Source organism: Streptomyces sp. WI03-4A, from assembly GCF_033792105.1.
GTDB lineage: Bacteria > Actinomycetota > Actinomycetes > Streptomycetales > Streptomycetaceae > Streptomyces > Streptomyces collinus_A.
Window position 1 is genome coordinate 53,289 of sequence record NZ_JARAUO010000029.1, and the last position, 18,117, is coordinate 71,405.

Annotated in this window: 17 protein-coding genes and 1 pseudogene; 10 read left to right on the top strand and 8 right to left on the bottom strand. The window is 74.5% G+C overall.

Going from position 1 to position 18,117, the window contains the following annotated elements; genetic code table 11:
• Positions 1–17 precede the first annotated feature (17 nt).
• Entirely contained in the window at positions 18–455 is a 438-nt protein-coding gene (locus tag PV343_RS26185) for a hypothetical protein (RefSeq protein ID WP_319149419.1), read from the bottom strand.
• A gap of 234 nt (positions 456–689) precedes the next feature.
• Here PV343_RS26185 and PV343_RS26190 point away from each other — a divergent pair, with 234 nt between their 5' ends.
• The 4 genes from PV343_RS26190 (at position 690) to fxsA (ending at position 4,826) form a co-directional block, all read left to right on the top strand.
• A complete protein-coding gene (locus PV343_RS26190; protein ID WP_020938779.1) occupies positions 690–1,130 on the top strand; it encodes an Lrp/AsnC family transcriptional regulator in 441 nt (146 codons plus the stop codon).
• Between the two features lie 133 nt (positions 1,131–1,263).
• On the top strand, positions 1,264–2,877 hold the full coding sequence (locus PV343_RS26195) for an amidohydrolase (RefSeq protein ID WP_319149420.1): 1,614 nt from the start codon (positions 1,264–1,266) through the stop codon (positions 2,875–2,877).
• 535 nt (positions 2,878–3,412) lie between these two features.
• Positions 3,413–4,207 carry a polyprenol monophosphomannose synthase gene (locus PV343_RS26200; protein WP_319149421.1) on the top strand — a complete coding sequence of 265 codons (795 nt, stop codon included), beginning with the start codon at positions 3,413–3,415 and terminating at the stop codon, positions 4,205–4,207.
• 67 nt (positions 4,208–4,274) lie between these two features.
• Positions 4,275–4,826, top strand: coding sequence for an FxsA family membrane protein (gene fxsA / locus PV343_RS26205; protein ID WP_319149422.1), 552 nt, complete (start codon positions 4,275–4,277; stop codon positions 4,824–4,826).
• An 84-nt stretch (positions 4,827–4,910) separates the two neighbouring features.
• Here fxsA and PV343_RS26210 read toward each other — a convergent pair whose 3' ends face one another.
• The 4 genes from PV343_RS26210 to PV343_RS26225 form a co-directional block, all read right to left on the bottom strand.
• Positions 4,911–5,285 carry an RNA polymerase-binding protein RbpA gene (locus PV343_RS26210; RefSeq protein WP_003977404.1) on the bottom strand — a complete coding sequence of 125 codons (375 nt, stop codon included), beginning with the start codon at positions 5,283–5,285 and terminating at the stop codon, positions 4,911–4,913.
• Positions 5,286–5,552: 267 nt separating this feature from the next.
• Positions 5,553–6,899, bottom strand: coding sequence for an MFS transporter (locus PV343_RS26215; RefSeq protein WP_319149423.1), 1,347 nt, complete (start codon positions 6,897–6,899; stop codon positions 5,553–5,555).
• A 61-nt stretch (positions 6,900–6,960) separates the two neighbouring features.
• Positions 6,961–7,737, bottom strand: a complete 777-nt coding sequence (locus PV343_RS26220) for a glycerophosphodiester phosphodiesterase (RefSeq protein WP_319149424.1) — start codon at positions 7,735–7,737, stop codon at positions 6,961–6,963.
• Positions 7,734–8,387 carry a YczE/YyaS/YitT family protein gene (locus tag PV343_RS26225; protein ID WP_319149425.1) on the bottom strand — a complete coding sequence of 218 codons (654 nt, stop codon included), beginning with the start codon at positions 8,385–8,387 and terminating at the stop codon, positions 7,734–7,736. Before PV343_RS26225 ends, PV343_RS26220 begins: the two co-directional genes overlap by 4 nt.
• Positions 8,388–8,489: 102 nt before the next feature.
• On the opposite strand from PV343_RS26225, the gene PV343_RS26230 reads away from it, so the two are divergent.
• A complete protein-coding gene (locus PV343_RS26230) occupies positions 8,490–9,995 on the top strand; it encodes a PLP-dependent aminotransferase family protein (RefSeq protein ID WP_319149426.1) in 1,506 nt (501 codons plus the stop codon).
• A 301-nt stretch (positions 9,996–10,296) separates the two neighbouring features.
• Here the strand turns inward: PV343_RS26230 and PV343_RS26235 are convergent, their stop codons facing one another.
• Positions 10,297–11,934, bottom strand: coding sequence for an ABC transporter ATP-binding protein (locus PV343_RS26235; RefSeq protein WP_319149427.1), 1,638 nt, complete (start codon positions 11,932–11,934; stop codon positions 10,297–10,299).
• Positions 11,935–11,973: 39 nt separating this feature from the next.
• The gene (locus tag PV343_RS26240; protein ID WP_020938770.1) at positions 11,974–12,168 is read right to left on the bottom strand and encodes a hypothetical protein; all 195 of its coding nucleotides are present in this window, start codon (positions 12,166–12,168) and stop codon (positions 11,974–11,976) included.
• Positions 12,169–12,432: 264 nt separating this feature from the next.
• On the opposite strand from PV343_RS26240, the gene PV343_RS26245 reads away from it, so the two are divergent.
• The 5 genes from PV343_RS26245 (at position 12,433) to PV343_RS26265 (ending at position 18,002) form a co-directional block, all read left to right on the top strand.
• The gene (locus tag PV343_RS26245; RefSeq protein WP_319149428.1) at positions 12,433–12,825 is read left to right on the top strand and encodes an ankyrin repeat domain-containing protein; all 393 of its coding nucleotides are present in this window, start codon (positions 12,433–12,435) and stop codon (positions 12,823–12,825) included.
• A 300-nt stretch (positions 12,826–13,125) separates the two neighbouring features.
• Entirely contained in the window at positions 13,126–14,544 is a 1,419-nt protein-coding gene (locus PV343_RS26250; RefSeq protein WP_319149429.1) for a HEAT repeat domain-containing protein, read from the top strand.
• A 196-nt stretch (positions 14,545–14,740) separates the two neighbouring features.
• The gene (locus PV343_RS26255) at positions 14,741–15,871 is read left to right on the top strand and encodes a glycosyltransferase family 4 protein (protein WP_319149430.1); all 1,131 of its coding nucleotides are present in this window, start codon (positions 14,741–14,743) and stop codon (positions 15,869–15,871) included.
• A complete protein-coding gene (locus tag PV343_RS26260) occupies positions 15,868–17,049 on the top strand; it encodes a glycosyltransferase (protein ID WP_319149431.1) in 1,182 nt (393 codons plus the stop codon). Before PV343_RS26255 ends, PV343_RS26260 begins: the two co-directional genes overlap by 4 nt.
• Positions 17,046–18,002 (top strand): SGNH/GDSL hydrolase family protein, encoded by a 957-nt coding sequence (locus tag PV343_RS26265; protein WP_319149432.1) that lies wholly within the window; start codon positions 17,046–17,048, stop codon positions 18,000–18,002. Before PV343_RS26260 ends, PV343_RS26265 begins: the two co-directional genes overlap by 4 nt.
• On the opposite strand, the pseudogene PV343_RS40450 reads toward PV343_RS26265, so the two are convergent.
• Positions 17,903–18,115 (bottom strand): annotated as a pseudogene (locus PV343_RS40450) (allophanate hydrolase subunit 2 family protein); the annotation flags it as partial. The gene PV343_RS26265 and the pseudogene PV343_RS40450 sit on opposite strands and share 100 nt — an antisense overlap.
• Positions 18,116–18,117 lie beyond the last annotated feature (2 nt).

The window sequence follows — 18,117 nt, forward strand, 5'->3', positions numbered from 1 at the left end:
CGGACCCGGCGGGGGGCTCAGGCGGCGGCCTGGCCGCGCATCGCCGGCACGCGCATCGGGCGCGAGCCCGGGCCCCCGACGTGCGAGAAGGGCTGCGTCCGCCAGTTCAGACCCTGGGGGAGCGTGAGCAGCAGGGCGGTGTCCTGCTCCTGCGGGGTGACGGTCTCGTCGGCGGGGCGGGCCTCGGCCGCCGCGCGGCCCGTGCCCGCGCAGACCGTGAGCCCAAACGGGTTCCACGGCGACGCGCACAGCGCGTGCTCCGGCAGGATCTCCTCGTCCGCCAGCAGCGCGATCGGCTGGGCGCAGTCCGGGCAGACCACCCGGTACATCTCGAAGGTGTCGTAGGCCTCGAGATCGTCGTCGTAGGCGTCGGGTTCGACGCCCTCCGGCTCGGGCTCGACAACCGGCTGGTGCCGCTTGGACGTGGAGCGACCAGGGCGCTTAACACTCTGCATGGGATTCTCCCCCTAAGGCTGGGCCGTGACGGCGCTGCGGCCTCGACCACAGCAAGCACTTCCCGTCCGGTCCCGGCGGTAATCACGAGACCATCACGGAGGCCGTCCCTCCGCTGTGTCGTTCGTCACATGCCGCTCCTGGGTGCCCGGTGCGGTGGCTTTTGTGCCGAACCCGGTGTGACCTGCGTTGCCGAGGTATCCGAGAAGATCAGAGGCACGGTAGGTTTTGGCGCCATGGAGGAGCTGGACCGTCAGATCGTGCAGCTGCTCGTCAAGGACGGGCGGATGAGCTACACAGACCTGGGCAAGGCCACGGGCCTGTCCACGTCGGCCGTGCACCAGCGGGTGCGCCGGCTCGAACAGCGTGGCGTCATCCGCGGCTACGCCGCGGTCGTCGACCCCGAGGCCGTCGGGCTGCCGCTCACCGCCTTCATCTCGGTCAAACCCTTCGACCCCAGCGCGCCGGACGACATCTCCGACCGGCTCGCCGGCGTCCCGGAGATCGAGGCCTGCCACAGCGTCGCGGGCGACGAGAACTACATCCTCAAGGTGCGCGTCGGCACCCCGCACGAGCTGGAGGAGCTGCTGGCCCGCGTGCGCACCCTCGCCGGCGTCTCCACCCGCACCACGGTCGTCCTGTCCACCCCGTACGAGGCGCGTCCGCCCAAGGTCTGAGGCCGGGGCGCCGGCGTATGGGGCCGCGGGCGCCGAGGTCCGAGACCGCGGCCGTCACACCCCGGCCCGGCGACCCGGGCCGGCGGCCGCCCCGATGCCACGTGACTCCCGCGCACGCGAGAGACTGTCGGGCATGAGTGAGCAGTCCGCCGAGCCCGAGACCGTCCTCCTGCGCCGCGGCGAGGTCCACAGCCCCGCCGACCCGTTCGCCACCGCGATGGTCGTGGAGCGCGGCCAGGTCGCCTGGGTCGGCTCCGAGGGCGCCGCAGACGCCTTCGCCGACGGCGTGGACGAGGTGGTCGACCTCGACGGCGCCCTGGTCACCCCGGCCTTCACCGACGCCCACGTGCACACCACCGCCACGGGCCTCGCCCTGACCGGACTCGACCTGTCCGGCGCCCCCTCCCTTGAGGCGGCCCTCGCGCTCGTCCGCGACTTCGCCGCCGCCCGCCCGGACGACCGGGTGCTGCTCGGCCACGGCTGGGACGCCGCCCGCTGGCCCGGCGGCCGGCCGCCGGCGCGCGCGGAGCTGGACGCCGCCACCGGCGGCCGCCCGCTCTACCTCTCCCGCATCGACGTCCACTCGGCGGTCGTCACCACCGCCCTGCTCGACCTGCTGCCCGGCGACCTCGGCCGCACCGACGCCCCGCTCACGGCCGACGACCACCACGTGGTGCGCGAAGCCGCCCTCGCGGCCATCACCCCGGCGCAGCGCGCCGAGGCGCAGCGCACCGCGCTCGCCCACGCCGCCTCGCTCGGCATCGGCTCCGTGCACGAGTGCGGCGGTCCCCGGATCTCCTCCGAGGGCGACTTCGCCGACCTGCTGCGGCTCGCCGCCGGACTGCCGGGCCCGCGCGTCGTCGGCTACTGGGCCGAACAGGGCGAGGAGGGCGTCGCCCGGGCCCGCGAGCTGGGCGCGCGGGGCGCCGCCGGCGACCTCTTCGTGGACGGCTCGCTCGGCTCGCACACCGCCTGCCTGCACCAGCGCTACGCCGACAACGACGCCACCGGCACCGCCTACCTGGACGCCGACGACATCGCCGCCCACGTCGTCGCCTGCACCGAGACCGGCCTCCAGGCGGGCTTCCACGCCATCGGCGACGCCGCCGTGACCGCCGTCGTCGAAGGGGTGCGCGCCGCCGCCGAGAAGGTCGGCCTCGGCCGCGTACGGGCCGCCCGGCACCGCGTCGAACACGCCGAGATGCTCACCCCCGAGACCGTCGCCGCCTTCGCCGAGCTGGGCCTGATCGCCTCCGTGCAGCCCGCCTTCGACGCGCTGTGGGGCGGCGAGGACGGCATGTACGCCCGGCGCCTCGGCGCCGAGCGCGCCCGCTCCCTCAACCCGTTCGCCGCCCTGCTGCGGGCCGGGGTGCCCCTCGCGTTCGGCTCCGACAGCCCCGTCACCCCGCTCGACCCCTGGGGCACGGTCCGTGCCGCCGCCTTCCACCACACTCCGGAGCACCGGGTCTCGGTGCGCGCCGCGTTCACCGCGCACACGCGAGGCGGCTGGCGGGCCGTCGGCCGCGACGACGCGGGCGTCCTGGTGCCGGGCGCGCCCGCCGACTACGCCGTCTGGCGGACCGACGAGCTGGTCGTCCAGGCCCCCGACGACCGGGTGGCCCGCTGGTCGACCGACCCGCGCTCCGGGACTCCCGGACTGCCCGACCTGACCCCGGGCCGCGACCTGCCGGTCTGCCTGCGCACCGTGGTGGGCGGACGGACGGTGTTCGTACGGCCGGGCGAGTGATCTCCCGGGGTGGCGGGGTGGTGATCGTCCGCCGTCCCCGCCTCGCCCCACCTGCGCATCCTCCCTGGTCACCGCGGTGACGGCGGACGTCGGCGCAGGTCGGAGGGCTATTGACAGTCGACGGCCGGGGGCCGGTAGGTTCGGCCGAGTCCACCACCGGACGCCCGACCGGGGAGCGTTCTCGCAACTCGTCGCAGCGCAGCTGGGTCAGGACGGTGCCCGCACCGGGGCACCGTCGCCGGGAGCCAGGCTCAGCGCCCGCGCCGGCGAGTGAACGGTCCGGCCGGTCGGCAAGGTGTGACCCGGGTGGGGCCCGGGCGCTCAGTAGACAACGGCTTTCGGTCGACCCGCAGCCAGCGGGTCCCAGGTCGGCCCGAAGGGCGCCGGGCCCCCATCCGTCGCGTGCCACAGGTGCCGAAAAGGACGTTCTTACCCCACTCTTGTGGAATCGACACCCCCGTATGAACGAGGGGTCACGTCATCCCAGGCCCGGGCCACTATGGTGGACGCCTGCGTACGACATGAAGGGGCAGCAGTGAACGACGGCGACGGGACCCTCGCGGCCAAGGCCCAGGGGAGGCAGTTCGGGCCGCTCGGCACGGCCTTGGTGATCATTCCGACCTACAACGAGGCGGAGAACATCAAGACCATTGTCGGCCGGGTGCGCAGGGCCGTCCCCGAGGCCCACGTACTGGTGGCCGACGACAACAGCCCGGACGGCACGGGCAAGCTCGCCGACGAGCTGGCCGCCGAGGACGACCACGTCCAGGTGCTGCACCGCAGGGGCAAGGAGGGCCTGGGCGCCGCCTACCTCGCGGGCTTCCGCTGGGGCATGGAGCACGGCTACGGCGTGCTGGTCGAGATGGACGCCGACGGCTCCCACCAGCCCGAGGAGCTGCCCCGGCTGCTGACCGCCCTCAAGAGCGCGGACCTGGTGCTCGGCTCGCGCTGGGTGCCCGGCGGCCGGGTGGTGAACTGGCCCAAGTCCCGCGAGTTCATCTCCCGCGGCGGCAGCCTCTACTCCCGCCTGGCGCTGGACCTGCCGCTGCGTGACATCACCGGCGGCTACCGCGCGTTCCGCCGCGAGACCCTGGAGGGCCTGGGCCTGGACGAGGTCGCCTCGCAGGGCTACTGCTTCCAGGTGGACCTGGCCCGCCGCGCCGTCAGGGCCGGCTACCACGTGGTCGAGGTCCCCATCACCTTCGTCGAGCGTGAGCTGGGCGACTCCAAGATGAGCCGCAACATCGTGGTCGAGGCCCTGTGGCGGGTCACCGCCTGGGGCGTCGGGGACCGCGTCGACAAGCTCAAGGGCAAGGGCGCCAAGGGCTGAGCCCGTAGCGGCGGGGGCTGAGCCCCCGCTTATCCCGCCCTGAGGCGCGGCCAGGCACACTGGAACCATGACGACTGGTCCCGCCACCGCCCCGCACACCGCCCGGCCGCGCCGCTCCCGGCTGCGCCGGTACCTGCCGCTCGGGCTCGCCGTGTGGCTGGTGCTGGAGATCTGGCTGCTGACCCTGGTCGCGGGCGCGGCGGGCGGCCCGACCGTGTTCCTGCTCCTGGTGGCGGGCGTGATCGCCGGCTCCGTGGTCATCAAGCGTGCGGGCCGCCGCGCGTTCCGCAACCTCGGCGAGGCGCTCCGCGACGGCGGTTCCCCCGAGCGCGGCGGCGGCAACGGCCTGGTGATGCTCGGCGGCCTGCTGCTGATGATCCCGGGCCTGATCTCCGACGCGGCCGGTCTGCTCCTGCTGCTGCCGCCGGTCCAGAAGGCCGTCAGCCGCCTCACCGAGAGCGCCCTGGAGCGCGGGCTGCGCCGGGCCGCCCCGGGGGGCCTGGGCGGCGCCTTCCAGCAGGTCCGCATCCACCGCCCCGACGGCAAGGTGGTCCAGGGCGAGGTCATCAGGGACCGCGGCCCGGAGCCGGAGGAGCAGCGGCCGCCGCTGACCCGCTGAGCCGGCTCGGCGCCGTTCGAGAGCCGGAAAAACCGCGGGCGCCGTACGTGAGTCACGTACGGCGCCCGCGGTTCTTCGTTTGTCTTACGCGCTTTTGCGGCTGTCCCTCGGGTGAACCGCGATGTTCATCGCCCCCGAACGCAGAACCGCCAGGCGCTCCTCAAGGACCTCTTCGAGTTCCTCACGGGTGCGCCGTTCCATCAGCATGTCCCAATGGGTACGCGCGGGCTTGGCCTTCTTCTCCTCAGGGCCGTCGCCGTCCACGAGGAGTGCCTGGGCACCACAGACCTTGCACTCCCACTCCGGCGGGATCTCCGCCTCGACCGAGAAGGGCATCTCGAAGCGATGGCCCTTCTCGCATGCGTACTCCACGGCCTGGCGCGGGGCCAGGTCGATACCGCGGTCCGTCTCGTAGCTGGTCACCACGAGGCGCGTACCGCGAAGAGCTCGCTCACTCATGAATCGTGCCTCCCGGGCTTGTCGCCCACAGGACAGGTGTCGCTGTCGTCGTCATCCGGTCAACGTCCGGTCGGCGGTAAAGATTCCCGTTCCGAGTCCCGTTCCGGGTCATGCGTCGCCGTCGTAGCCGCCCCTTGTTGTACCCACAGGCGCCCGGTTTGTCACATCTGCTAGCAGATGTCACCCAGCGTTTCGGCTTCTTTGACGCGCAGTAACGGTCCGCCTGGCAGGCCAAACGCGTACACTACCGCCCTTTCGCGCCGAGTGCTAAATCGTGTCCGGAACCGGGTTGCCCGCCGCGCCGATCGCACGCCGCACCGGTACCCGCGCCAGCAGGGCGAAACCGATCACGAAGAACGCCACCAGCGAGATGATCGCCGACCGGTAGCTCCCGGTCAGCTGGTACGTCACGCCGAACAGCAGGGGACCGAGCCAGCTCATTCCGCGGTCGCTCAGCTCGTACGCGGAGAAGTACTCGGCCTCCTTGCCCGGCGGCACCAGATGGGAGAACAGCGACCGGGACAGCGCCTGGCTGCCGCCGAGGACGAGACCGATGCCGGAGGCCAGCACGAAGAACCACACCGGCGCCCGGGCGGGCAGGAAGTAGCCGGCCCCGAGCGTGACCGTCCAGGCCACCAGCGAACCGAGGATCGTCCGTTTGGCCCCGTACGTCCGGGCCAGCCGCCCCATGCCCAGCGCGCCCGCCACCGCCAGCACCTGCACCAGCAGTACCGCGCCGATGAGGGTGGACTGCCCGAGACCCAGTTCCTCCGAGCCGTAGACCGACGCCTGCGAGATCACCGTCTGGATGCCGTCGTTGTAGACCAGGTAGGCCAGCAGGAAGGCGAGCGTCAGCGGATACCGGCGCATGTCCCGGACGGTCGCCGCCAACTGGCGCAGTCCCGGGACGGTGGCCCCCTCCACGCGCGCGTGCCGGTCGCGCAGCCGGCGCAGCGGCACCAGGGTGAAGGCGCCCCACCACAGCCCTGCCGAGGCCAGGCAGACCCGGACCGCGCCGCTCTCGGAGAGCCCGAAGGAGTCGTGCGCCGAGTACAGGACCAGATTGACCACGAGGACCAGGGAGCCCGCCGCGTACCCGAAGGCCCAGCCCCGGGAGGAGACCGCGTCGCGCTCCTCGGGGGCGGCGATCTGCGGCAGGTAGGAGTTGTAGAGCATCATGCCCACGGACTGCGCCGCGTTGGCCACCACGAGGAGCGCGCCGCCCAGCAGATAGCGGTCGCCGTCGAGGAAGAACAGGCCCGTGGTCGCGGCCGCCCCCGTGTACGCCGCCGCCGCGAGCAGCGGCTTCTTGCGGCCGCCGCGGTCCGCCGCCGCGCCCACCAGGGGCATCAGCACGACCGCCACGATCACCGACAGGGACACCGAGTAGGCGAAGAAGGACCCCGCCCTGACCGGCACCCCCAGCGGGTGCACATAGCCGTCGGCGTCCGCAGCCCGCTCGGCGACCGCAGTGAGGTACGGCCCGAGGAACACGGTCAGCACGCTCGTCGAATAGACCGAGCAGGCCCAGTCGTAGAAGTACCAGCCGCGCTGCTCGCGCTTCAGTCCCGCGGCCTCGTCGGCCGCCCCCGCCCGCACGGTCTCGGTGCCCACCCGTGCCCTCGCTTCCCCGCCGGAGTGCCGTGCGAAGGCGCGGGCCGGTCGTCCCGGGCTCTCAGACCCAGACGCCGCGGTCCTCCATGACCTTGCGCAACGTGTCGATGTGATCGGTCATGATGCCATCGACCCCCAGGTCGAGGAGCCGGTGCATCCGCGCCGGTTCGTTGATCGTCCACACGTGCACCTGCAGCCCGCGCGCGTGGGCGGCGCGGACGAAGCGCTGGTCGACCACCGGGACGCCCGACTGCGCCTCCGGAACCTGTGCGGCCACGGCGGACCTGCGCACCGCGGCGGGCAGCCCCCAGGAGCGCAGCCGCAGGCTGAGCACCCCGCGGGTGCCGAACGAGGTGGCCAGGCGGGGCCCGGCCAGCCGCTGCGCCCGCAGCACCCGCGCCTCGGAGAAGGAGCCCACGCAGACCCGGTCCCAGGCGCCGGCCCGCTCGATCAGCTCCAGCAGCGGCCGCAGGGCGGGTTCCGCCTTGACGTCCACGTTCCAGCGGGCGCCGGGGAAGGTCTCCAGGAGCTCCTCGAAGAGCGGCACCGGCTCCCGCCCGCCCACCCGTGCCTGGCGCACGTCCTGCCACGGCAGGTCGGCGATGCGGCCCGCTCCGTCGGTGACCCGGTCGAGGGTCGTGTCGTGGAAGGCGACGAGCCGGCCGTCGGCCGTGGCGTGCACGTCGGTCTCCATGTACCGGTAGCCCAGCTCGACCGCGCGCCCGAACTGCGCCACGGTGTTCTCCAGGCCGTCGGCGGCCCCGCCGCGGTGGGCGAAGGCGATCGGGCCGGGGTGGTCCAGGTACGGGTGGCGTACGTGCCGCGTCGTGGTGCTCACGAAGGCAGTATCGCTCGCTCCGGTGTCCCCTCGGCAACGACCGTACTGACGTCCGGTGCCGCGGTAACGGCGAACACCCGCAGGAAGAGCTGGGCCAGCGGCCCGATGGACAGTGCGTACAGCAGGGTGCCGACTCCGACGGTGCCGCCCAGCGCGAAGCCGGTGACCACCACCGCCACCTCGACCGCCGTCCGCATCAGCCGCAGGGAACGGCCGGTGCGCCGGTGCAGCCCGGTCATCAGGCCGTCGCGCGGGCCCGGGCCGAAGCGCGCCGCGATGTACAGGCCGGTCGCCGCGCCGTTCAGCACGATGCCCGCCACCAGCAGCGGCACCCGGACGGCCAGGCCGTGCACGTCGGGCAGCAGGGCCAGGGTGCCGTCCATGGCCAGGCCGACGACGAAGACGTTGGAGACCGTGCCGAGGCCGGGCCGCTGGCGCAGCGGTATCCACAGCAGCAGCACCCCCGCCCCCACCACGATCGACACCACGCCGATGGTCAGCCCGGTGAGCTCGGCCAGTCCCTGGTGCAGCACGTTCCAGGGCTCGAGGCCCAGCCCCGACGCCACGAGCAGCGCCGAACTCGCGCCGTACAGCGCGAGCCCCGCGTACAACTGCGTCAGTCGTCGTCCGAGTCCGCCGTGAGTGGACACGAGATACCCCCCTGGGTGGTGGCGGTGGCCTGATGCATGACACTCTGTGGCGTGGGATCGAACCCCATCCATGGCCAATTCGGGGAAGGTGGACTGATCGTAGTGGCTCAGTGGACCTCAGCGGTAGGGGCCGCACAGCTAGCGCGGCTGCTCAACTCCCAGCAGGACCGCCCGGCCCCCGGCACGCGCCGTCCGCCCGCCTACCGCGCGCTCGCCGACGGCATCCGGCTCCTGGTGCTCGAAGGACGCGTCCCGGTCGCCGCCCGGCTGCCCGCCGAGCGCGAGCTGGCCCTCAGTCTCTCGGTCAGCCGCACCACGGTGGCGGCCGCCTACGAGGCGCTGCGCGGCGAGGGCTTCCTGGAGTCCCGGCGCGGCGCGGGCAGCTGGACCGCCGTCCCGGCGGGCAACCCGCTGCCCGCGCGCGGTCTGGAGCCCCTGCCGCCGGAGGCCCTCGGCTCGGTGATCGACCTGGGCTGCGCCTCGCTCCCGGCCCCCGAGCCGTGGCTGACCCGCGCGGTCCAGGGCGCACTGGAGGAGCTCCCGCCCTACGCCCACACCCACGGCGACTACCCGGCCGGGCTGCCCGCCCTGCGCGCGATGATCGCCGAGCGCTACACCGCGCGCGGGGTCCCCACGATGCCCGAGCAGATCATGGTGACGACGGGCGCGATGGGCGCCATCGACGCGATCTGCCACCTGTTCGGGGGTCGCGGCGAGCGCATCGCCGTCGAGTCGCCGTCCTACGCCAACATCCTCCAGCTCATGCGGGAGGCGGGCGCGCGGCTCGTCCCTGTCGCCATGGCCGAGGGGCTGTCGGGCTGGGACATGGACCGCTGGCGCCAGGTCCTGCGCGAGTCCGCGCCCCGGCTCGCCTACGTCGTCGCCGACTTCCACAACCCGACCGGCGCGCTCGCCGACGAGGACCAGCGGCGCCGGATGGTCGACGCGGCCCGCTCGGCGGGGACGGTCCTCGTCGCCGACGAGACGATGGGCCAGCTGTGGCTCGAGGAGAAGTACGCGGACGGCGGGATGCCCCGCCCGGTCTGCGCCTTCGACCCGGCGGGCTCGACCGTCATCACGGTCGGCTCCGCGAGCAAGGCGTTCTGGGCCGGCATGCGGATCGGCTGGGTGCGCGCGGCCCCCGACGTGATCCGCAGCCTGGTCGCCGCCCGCGCGTACGCCGACCTCGGCACCCCCGTGCTGGAGCAGCTCGCCGTGAACTGGCTGTTCAGCACCGGCGGCTGGGAACAGGCCCTCGACCTGCGCCGCGCCCAGGCCCGCGAGAACCGCGACGCCCTGGTGACCGCGGTCCGGCGTGAGCTCCCGGACTGGGAGTTCGAGGTGCCCGACGGCGGTCTGACCCTGTGGGTCCGGGCCGGTGGCCTGTCGGGTTCGCGGCTGGCCGAGGCGGGGGAGCGGGTCGGCGTCCGGGTCCCCTCGGGCCCGCGCTTCGGCGTCGACGGCGCCTTCGAGGGCTACGTCCGCCTGCCGTTCACGGTCGGCGGAGCGGTGGCGGAGGAGGCGGCGGTACGCCTCGCGGCGGCGGCCCGCCTGGTGGAAACGGGCGCGACGGGGGGCGCGGAGGCGCCGCGCACGTTCGTGGCTTAGGGAGACTGGGCCGGCCCCGAGCCCCCCGCTCTGACCAAGCCCCTCGGTCCGCCGTGCCCGCGGGGATTCCTGGCCCGCTGGAGCCCGCCGGCTTGGGGGCAGGGAGGCCGTACCCGTCGGGGGAAGCGGCGGCGATGGGCGGGGGCGGCTCGGCGGCCGGGAGGCCTGGCCGGCGGACGCCGCCCGCCTGCGGGCGACGGGCGGCGCGGAGGCGTCGCGGACGTTCGTGGCTTGCCAGCGGCCCAGCGGCCCAGCGGCCAGCGGGGCCAGGGAGCCGCCGTCAGTCGCCGGGAAGCGCCGTTCAGGAGCTCTCGGCTGCCATCGCCTCCGCGGCGAGCGGGGCCGCTTCGATCGGGGTGACCGTCTCCACGGGTGCGGTCGGCTCGACCGGCTCCGCCGGTGCCGCGTCCGCGGGGGTCGTGCGCGGGGGCAGCAGCGCGGACACCGCCTGCCGGTCCGCGTCACCGGTCGCGTCGTCGTACGGGTCCGGGGTCGACGGCACCTGGAGCCGGTGCACGGGACCCGTGCCCAGCCGCGCGTACCCCCGCCCGGGCGGCACCTGCGCCAGCGGGGTCGTGTGCGGCGGCGCCCCGAGGACGGTCCGCAGCTGCTCGGGCGACGCGGGTCCCAGCACGACCCGCGCGCGCGTGTGCTGGCGTACCGCGTCGCTCAGCGCCTCCGCGCTCTCGAACTGCTCGGCCACGACCACGGTGACGTTCGCCGCGCGGCCGTGCCGCAGCGGCATCTGCAGCAGGGTCTGCGGGTCCTTGCGGCCCTCCGCCGCGGTGAGGTGGGTGAAGACGGTCGGCCGGTCCAGGAGCAGCCACAGCGGGCGCCGGGTGTCCTCCGGCGGCGGGTCGCCCGCCTGCCGGGCCCGGTTGATGGCGACGAGGCGCCGCTCGGTCTCCTGCGCGGCCCACTCCAGGCTGGCCAGCGCGCCGGCCGGCGCGCACTCCACGGCCAGCACGCCGTCCCGGCCGATCAGACAGGCGTACTCGCCGGTGCCGCCGCCGTCGGCGATCAGTACGTCGCCGTGCCGGAGCGCCTGCAGGGCGATCGAGCGGAGCAGGGTCGAGGTACCGCTACCGGGGTGGCCCATGGCCAGCAGGTGCGGCTCGGTGGAGCGCAGACCGGTCCGCCAGACCACCGGCGGGGTGTCGCGCTGCTCGTCCCCGTAGGAGAGGGGGAGCGTGCGCTGCACCTCGGTGGGGTCGGTGAAGCCGAGGACCGTCTCGCCCGGCGCGGTGACGAAGCGCTGGGCGGCGATGTCGGTGGGCAGGGGAGCCAGGACGGTCACCGTCAGCCGGTTGCCCTCCTCGTCCCACGCGAAGTGGTACTCGCGGCCCCGCCCCGCCTTCGCGGCGAGCAGCTGCTCGACCCGTGCCCGGGCCTCGCTCTCGCCGTCCGGGAAGTAGGCGGGGTAGCGGATCACAAGATGACCGACGCGTCCGCCGTCGTCGAACTCGTGCGTGTCGAAAGCCTTCTCCCACTCCCCGCCGTGGGTGTACAGCGGCGCCGGGTCCCCCTCGGTGGAGAAGTAGGGCACCAGCGCCTCGTACAGGGATCGCAGCCGCTCGGCCTGCGACTCGTCGGGCCCGTCCGGCGCCGGCGGGGTGCGGTCGCGGCCCTGCCATGCCGCCGCCGCCATCAGGGCGATGGCGGCGAGCAGCGGTCCGTACGGTGCCAGCACCACGACCAGGACCACGGAGGCCGCCAGGAACAGCAGCGGCCCGCGCTTGTCCTTGGGTGTCTCGACCCATCTGCGCCGCCCGGCCGAGGCCAGCCGGCGCAGCCCGCGCGAGACGGTGATCAGCGGGTGGAGGACATCGGTGGCACTGTCGGCCGCCGTCCGGGCCAGTTCCCGGCTCCGGGCGATCTGCGTCCGGGCGATCTGTGCGCTGTCTTTGCTCAGAATGCGGGGAAGAGGGCGCCGGGCCACTGCTGTCTCCTGATGGTGCGTACGGGCGGGACGTGGGCGTCAGAACTTGATGCCACCGAGGAGGCTCGCCAGACTCTCGCCGCCGGCCTTGATGCTCGGCGCGATGCCCGTGCTGGCCAGGTAGAAGCCGAACAGGGCCGACGTGCATGCGTGCGAGCCCTTGAGGCCGTCCTTGCGGAAGAAGAGGAAGACGACGACGCCGAGCAGCATGACGCCTGAGATGGAGAGGATCATTCGGGGCCTCCTGGTGTCGAAGGGGACAGTCACCCTGAGTTCTTCCAGGATCACAGCATGTATCTATACTATAAAAGGTGCAACTGGGTGAATTTCCGTCCTTTTCCACCGGCTGGTGGAGCCCTCGGTGGGCCGGTTGAGCAGGGCGCTTGCGTCCGGCCGGGCCTGCGGTGATCTTTACCTCGGGCACTTCGGGTCATGTGAGGCGCGAGCCAGTACCCTTGCGATTCACCTGAACGGTTGTAACGAGAGGCGGTCCGGCCGATGAGTGAAGCCCCCGACCCCGAGGTCGTGGAGCTGGCGACCAAGATCTTCGACCTGGCCCGGCAGGGCCGGACGGAGGAACTGGTGGCCTATGTCGACGCGGGCGTTCCGGCCAACCTCACCAACGACCGGGGCGACTCCCTCGTGATGCTCGCCGCCTACCACGGGCACGCCGACGCGGTACGTGCCCTCCTCGCCCGGGGCGCGGACGCCGACCGGATCAACGACCGGGGCCAGACCCCGCTCGCCGGTGCCGTCTTCAAGGGCGAGACCGATGTCATCAAGGCGCTCCTGGGGTCCGGCGCCGACCCGGCCGCGGGAACCCCCTCGGCCGTCGACACGGCCCGTATGTTCGGCAAGACGGAAATTCTGGAACTGTTCGGCACACACTGACGCGAACGTCCTGAGCAGGTACGACACGGAAAACGGGGGAGGCGGTACAAGGCCGCCGGAAATACGGTCGCGGCAGCTCACAGCGCGGGTCATCATGACGACGTGATTCACGGACGCGATGGCCGGGCAGGTGTTGCCGCACCGCGCGGGCCGTGATGCGGTCCGCATGGGCCACCGACGAGAGGCAGAGAGAGATGGTCTACAGCAAGCAAGAGACGGCGGGCGCTCCGACGTTGTGTCACGTGGCCAGGTAGTGCGTGTTTCCCGGTTGCGTCGACGCTTGATGTGAGGCTGTTTCCCATGTTCGATCCGGTCATAGCGCCCAGCGGTACGCTGCTCGGCCTGCTCCAGCGGGGCCGTGGCGACGGCACACTGCACGCGCTCACCGCACCGCGCGCCGAAGCGCTCGCGGCCCTGAACCACTGTGTGCTCCGCGACCCCCGCCACGACTGGCAGGTGGAGAACCGCTCCCTTTACTACGCCCGCCTCTACCTCGACCTGAACGGCGAGCTGGACGCGCTCGAGGCGCACCTCTTCGACCCCGAGGACGTCCTCGACGACGAGGAGTCCCGTACCGGGCTCGCCCTGGCGGTCCTCGGGCACCTCGCCTCCTACGGCAGGCGGGACGCGCTCGAACTGCTGCGCAGGTACGCCGCCCAGGGCTCCAACTGGGCCTGGGCCCTGGACGAGCTGGCCCTCCGGGACGACGACGCGGGCCTGCGCGCCCTCGCCGCCCCGGTACTGGCCCGCTTCGCCACCGATCCCGAGGGCGAGGCCGAACTGGCCGTCGCCGTACGGGACGCCTTCGAGCCGCGGCCATGGCGGCTGTGGGCCGAGGATCCGCGCGAACCGATCGCCGCACGCGTGCGTGCCGCCCACGAGGCCGGCTGTTTCGACCGCTGGCAGCGCCAGATGCGGCCCACCGGGCCGCGCCCCGGGTGGAGCGTGCGCGCCGTCTTCGACTGGGCCCAGCAGGGCGTCGAGCGCGGTGCCGCCCTCCATGTGCCGGCCGCCCGCTGCCTGGTCGCCGTGGCCGGCCCCGAGGACCGGCCGGAGATCCTCCAGGCCGCCAGGTCGGGCACCGAGGGCGCCCGCTGCACGGCACTGCGCTACCTCGCCGACAGCAACGACCCCGACGCCCTCGCCCTGATCGAGGAGGCCGTGGCCGACGGGTCCGTGCCCGTCGTGGAGGCCGCCGTCGACGCCTTCGAACGCATGTGCAGCATCGCCGCCGTCGAGCGGGCCCGCCGCTGGGCCCAGCGCCCCGACGCCCTCGGCGCCGCGGCCGGCCGCATGCTCGCCTGCCGTGGCGGGGCCAAGGACAGCGCCCTCGTCCTCGGCGCCCTGCGCGAGGCCGTACGCGGCGAGGGCCCGGACGCCCCGACGCTGTGGACCCTGGTCGACGGCGCCGGACGCCTGGGGATCGCCTGCGCGGCCCCCGTCCTGCGTCACGTCTACCGCGAGACGGCCTCCTCCCACCTCCGCGGCCGCGCCGCCCGCGCCCTCGCCGCCACCGATCCCTCCTTCGCCGCCGGCTTCGCCGTCGAGTGCCTGTGGGACTGCGAGGAGACCACCCGGGAACTGGCCGCCCGGCACGCCGAGACCGGTGACACCCGGGTCGTCGAACGGCTCCGCCGCCTCGCCGCCGACCCGGCCGAGGAGGACGAGGTGCAGACGGCCGTCCGCAGCCGCTTCGGACCGGACGCACCAGCCGTGTGAGCCGACCGGGCTCCGACGACGGCAGCCGGTACGGGCGGGGGACCGCCCGCCGGGTGAACACCGGGTGACCCGCGGGTCAGGCGGGCATGGCGGCCGCCTGACCCGCGCGGGTGCGCGATCCAACGCTCACGGGACGTTCCCCGGCCGGAAAGATCGACGTTGACGCGGCCACGTCCGGCACGGCGAGAACACCCGTATGCGTGTCGTCATCGTGACCGAATCCTTTCCCCCCGATGTGAACGGCGTCGCCCACTGCGCGCTCCAGACCGCCCGGCACCTCGTGGATCGCGGTCACCTCCCGCTCGTCGTCGCGCCGGCCACCGCGCCCGGCACCAGGACGGACGCACTCGAGGCGCCGTGCCCCGTCGTCCGCGTCCCCTCCCTCCCGCTCCCCGGCTACCCCCAGGTCCGCGTCGCCCTGCCCAGCCGCCGCCTCGGTGCGGCGCTCACCGGGCACCGCGCCGACGTGGTCCACCTCGCCAGTCCCTTCGTCCTCGGCGTCCGCGGCATGGCGGCCGCCGCCCGGTTCGGCGTTCCGGCCGTCGCCGTCTACCAGACCGACCTGGCCGGATACGCCCGCACCTACATGGGCGCGGGCGAGGCCGCCGCCTGGCGGCGGATCCGCTCCGTGCACGCCGCCGCCGACCGCACCCTCGCCCCCTCCAGCGCCGCCCTGCACGACCTCCGGGCACACGGCGTGCCCCGCGTCCGGCTGTGGCGGCGCGGCGTCGACACCGCCCGGTTCCGGCCGGACCACCGCGACGCGGCCCTGCGCCGCGAACTGGCCCCGAACGGCGAACTGATCGTCGGCTACGTCGGCCGCCTCGCCCCCGAGAAGCACGTCGAACTCCTGGCGGGCGTCGCCGGACTTCCGGGCGTCCGCCTCGTGGTGGTCGGCGACGGCCCCAGCCGGGCCCCGCTCACCGAGGCCCTGCCCGGCGCCGTCTTCCTGGGCCGCCGGACCGGCGACGAACTCGCCCGGATCTTCGCGTCGCTCGACCTGTTCGTGCACACCGGCCCCTTCGAGACCTTCTGCCAGACCGTCCAGGAGGCCATGGCCAGCGGGGTGCCGGTGGTCGCGCCCGCCGCCGGCGGCCCGCTCGACCTGGTCGACCACGGCCGCACCGGACTGCTCGTCCCGCCGCATGACGCGGCCGCCGTCACCGGGGCCGTCACCGCCCTGGCCGCCGATCCGGGCCTGCGGGCCGCGTACGGCGCCGCCGGGCGGGCCCGGGTGCGCGAGCGCACCTGGGCCGCCGTCGGCGACCAGCTCATCGGGCACTACGAGGACGTGCTCGCGGCACGCCGGACGGCGGTGGCGGCATGACCGGCACACCTCTGCGCATCGTCCGGCTCGCCAACTTCGTCACCCCCGCCTCCGGCGGCCTGCGCACGGCCCTGCGCGAACTGGGCCGCGGCTACCTGGCCGCCGGACACGAACCGGTGCTGATCGTGCCGGGCGAGCGGTACACCGACCACGAGACCGAGCAGGGACGGGTCGTCACCCTGCCCGGACCGGTGCTGCCCGGCACCGGCGGCTACCGCGTCCTGACCGACCGGCGGCGCGTGACCGCCCTCCTTGAGGACCTGGCCCCCGACCGCCTCGAGGTCTCCGACCGCACCACGCTGCGGTGGACCGGCCGCTGGGGCCGCCGCGCCCGCGTGCCGTCCGTGATGGTCTCGCACGAGACCGCCGACGGCGTCCTGCGCACCTGGGGCCTGCCGGACCACCTCGCCCGGCGGACCGCCGACTCCCTCAACACCCGCACCGCGCACGTCTACTCGCGGATCGTGTGCACCACGGAGTACGCCGAGCGCGAGTTCGTACGGATCGGCGCCCGCAACGTCGTACGCGCGCCGCTCGGCGTCGACCTGATGGAACGCCACCCCGCGCTGCGCGACGCGGCGCTGCGCGCACGCCACGCGCGCGGCGCCGAGGCGCTGCTCGTGCTCTGCTCCCGGCTCTCCGTCGAGAAGCGCCCCGGTACCGCCCTGGACGCCCTCCAGGAGCTCGTGCGGCGTGGACGGCGCGCGGTGCTCGTGGTGGCCGGGGACGGCCCGCTGCGCGCCCGCCTCGAACAGCGGGCCAGGGAACGCGGGCTGCCGGTGACCTTCCTCGGGCACGTCTCCGGGCGGGCCGCGCTGGGCGCGCTCCAGGCGTCCGCCGACGTGTGCCTGGCCCCCGGGCCCGCCGAGACCTTCGGGCTGGCCGCGCTGGAGGCCCTGGCGTGCGGCACCCCCGTGGTGGCCAGCGCCTCGTCGGCGCTGCCCGAGGTGATCGGCGCCGCCGGCGCGGCCGCCGCCGATCGCCCGGAGGCGTTCGCTGACGCCGTCGAGGCGGTCCTGTCGCGTCCCGGGCGCGAGCGCCGCGAGGCGGCACGCGCGCGGGCGGAGTGCTTCGGCTGGGGCACGGCCGTCGAGGCCTTCCTCGCGGCGCACGACACCGAGGTGCTCGGCCGGCGGGAGGCGCCGGCCCGGCCCGCCGCGCGGGAGGGCGCCGTATGAGACCCGTCCGCTTCGTGGCGCTCGGGGACTCGCTCACCGAAGGCGTGGGAGACCCCGTCGGCGGCGGGTGGCGCGGCTGGGCGTCGCTGCTCGCCGACGGCCTCGCCGCCGACCCCGGGCAGGTGGAGTTCACCAACCTCGCGGTCAGCGGGGCGCAGACGCGGGACGTGCGCGAACGGCAGACACCGGCCGCCCTCGCCCTCCGTCCCGACCTGGTGTCCGTGGTCGTCGGCGTCAACGACACGCTGCGCCGCACCTTCGACGTCCGGGCCGTGGCCGCCCGCCTCGACGCCGTCTGCGCGGCCTTCACCGGCCAGGGCGCCACTCTGCTCACCGCCTGCCTGCCCGACCCCGGCGCGATGCTCGGACTCCCCGGCGCCCTCGCCCGCCCGCTGGCCCGCCGCCAGCAGGCGGTCAACGCGGTCGTCCACGCGCTGTCCGACCGCTACGGCGCCGTCCATCTGCACGCCTCCCAGGGCGCCTGGCTCACCGACCGCGCCCTGTGGAGCGCGGACCGGCTGCACCCGGGCGAGCGCGGCCACCGGCAGTTCGCGGTGCGCTTCCACGCCCTGCTGAGCGCGTCCGGACTGGCCACCGGCGCGCCGCCGTCGCCCGAGCCGGAGTTCCCGGCGCCGACCCGGGCGGCCCGGCTGTGGTGGCTCGCCACCGCCGGCACCGGCTGGGTGGTCCGGCGCTGCGACGACCTGCTGCCCCAGCTGCTGCGGCTGGCCGCCGACGAGCTGGGCCACCACGCTCGGGGCACCAGCGCCCGGCTCGACCTGCGCGCCTCCTCCGCCGTCGCCGAGGCGCTGGCCGCGCTGCCGTCGGGGGAGCCCGGGCCCGGCGGCGGGACTCAGCGGCGGCGCACCGGTACGAATCTGACGGGGGTGCCCGGGGCCGCCTGTGCGGGCGCAGGGAGGAAGGCGGCGCGGGCCACGGCGATCACGGGATAGCCCCCGCTGCTCGGGCGGTTGGGGAGGAGGACCGTGGGGCGGCCGTCCGGCGGTAGCTGCACGGCGGTGTCCGAGGCGCTGGCCGCGCTGCCGTCGGGGGGGCCCGGGCCCGGCG

What these genes read in the sequence shown, in the direction of transcription:
- PV343_RS26260 (WP_319149431.1), top strand. Translation starts at nt 15,868, where the DNA reads ATGACCGGCACACCTCTGCGCATCGTCCGGCTCGCCAACTTCGTCACC.
- PV343_RS26210 (WP_003977404.1), bottom strand. Translation starts at nt 5,285, where the DNA reads ATGAGTGAGCGAGCTCTTCGCGGTACGCGCCTCGTGGTGACCAGCTAC.
- PV343_RS26190 (WP_020938779.1), top strand. Translation starts at nt 690, where the DNA reads ATGGAGGAGCTGGACCGTCAGATCGTGCAGCTGCTCGTCAAGGACGGG.
- PV343_RS26185 (WP_319149419.1), bottom strand. Translation starts at nt 455, where the DNA reads ATGCAGAGTGTTAAGCGCCCTGGTCGCTCCACGTCCAAGCGGCACCAG.
- PV343_RS26245 (WP_319149428.1), top strand. Translation starts at nt 12,433, where the DNA reads ATGAGTGAAGCCCCCGACCCCGAGGTCGTGGAGCTGGCGACCAAGATC.
- fxsA (WP_319149422.1), top strand. Translation starts at nt 4,275, where the DNA reads ATGACGACTGGTCCCGCCACCGCCCCGCACACCGCCCGGCCGCGCCGC.
- PV343_RS26250 (WP_319149429.1), top strand. Translation starts at nt 13,126, where the DNA reads ATGTTCGATCCGGTCATAGCGCCCAGCGGTACGCTGCTCGGCCTGCTC.
- PV343_RS26265 (WP_319149432.1), top strand. Translation starts at nt 17,046, where the DNA reads ATGAGACCCGTCCGCTTCGTGGCGCTCGGGGACTCGCTCACCGAAGGC.
- PV343_RS26240 (WP_020938770.1), bottom strand. Translation starts at nt 12,168, where the DNA reads ATGATCCTCTCCATCTCAGGCGTCATGCTGCTCGGCGTCGTCGTCTTC.
- PV343_RS26255 (WP_319149430.1), top strand. Translation starts at nt 14,741, where the DNA reads ATGCGTGTCGTCATCGTGACCGAATCCTTTCCCCCCGATGTGAACGGC.
- PV343_RS26195 (WP_319149420.1), top strand. Translation starts at nt 1,264, where the DNA reads ATGAGTGAGCAGTCCGCCGAGCCCGAGACCGTCCTCCTGCGCCGCGGC.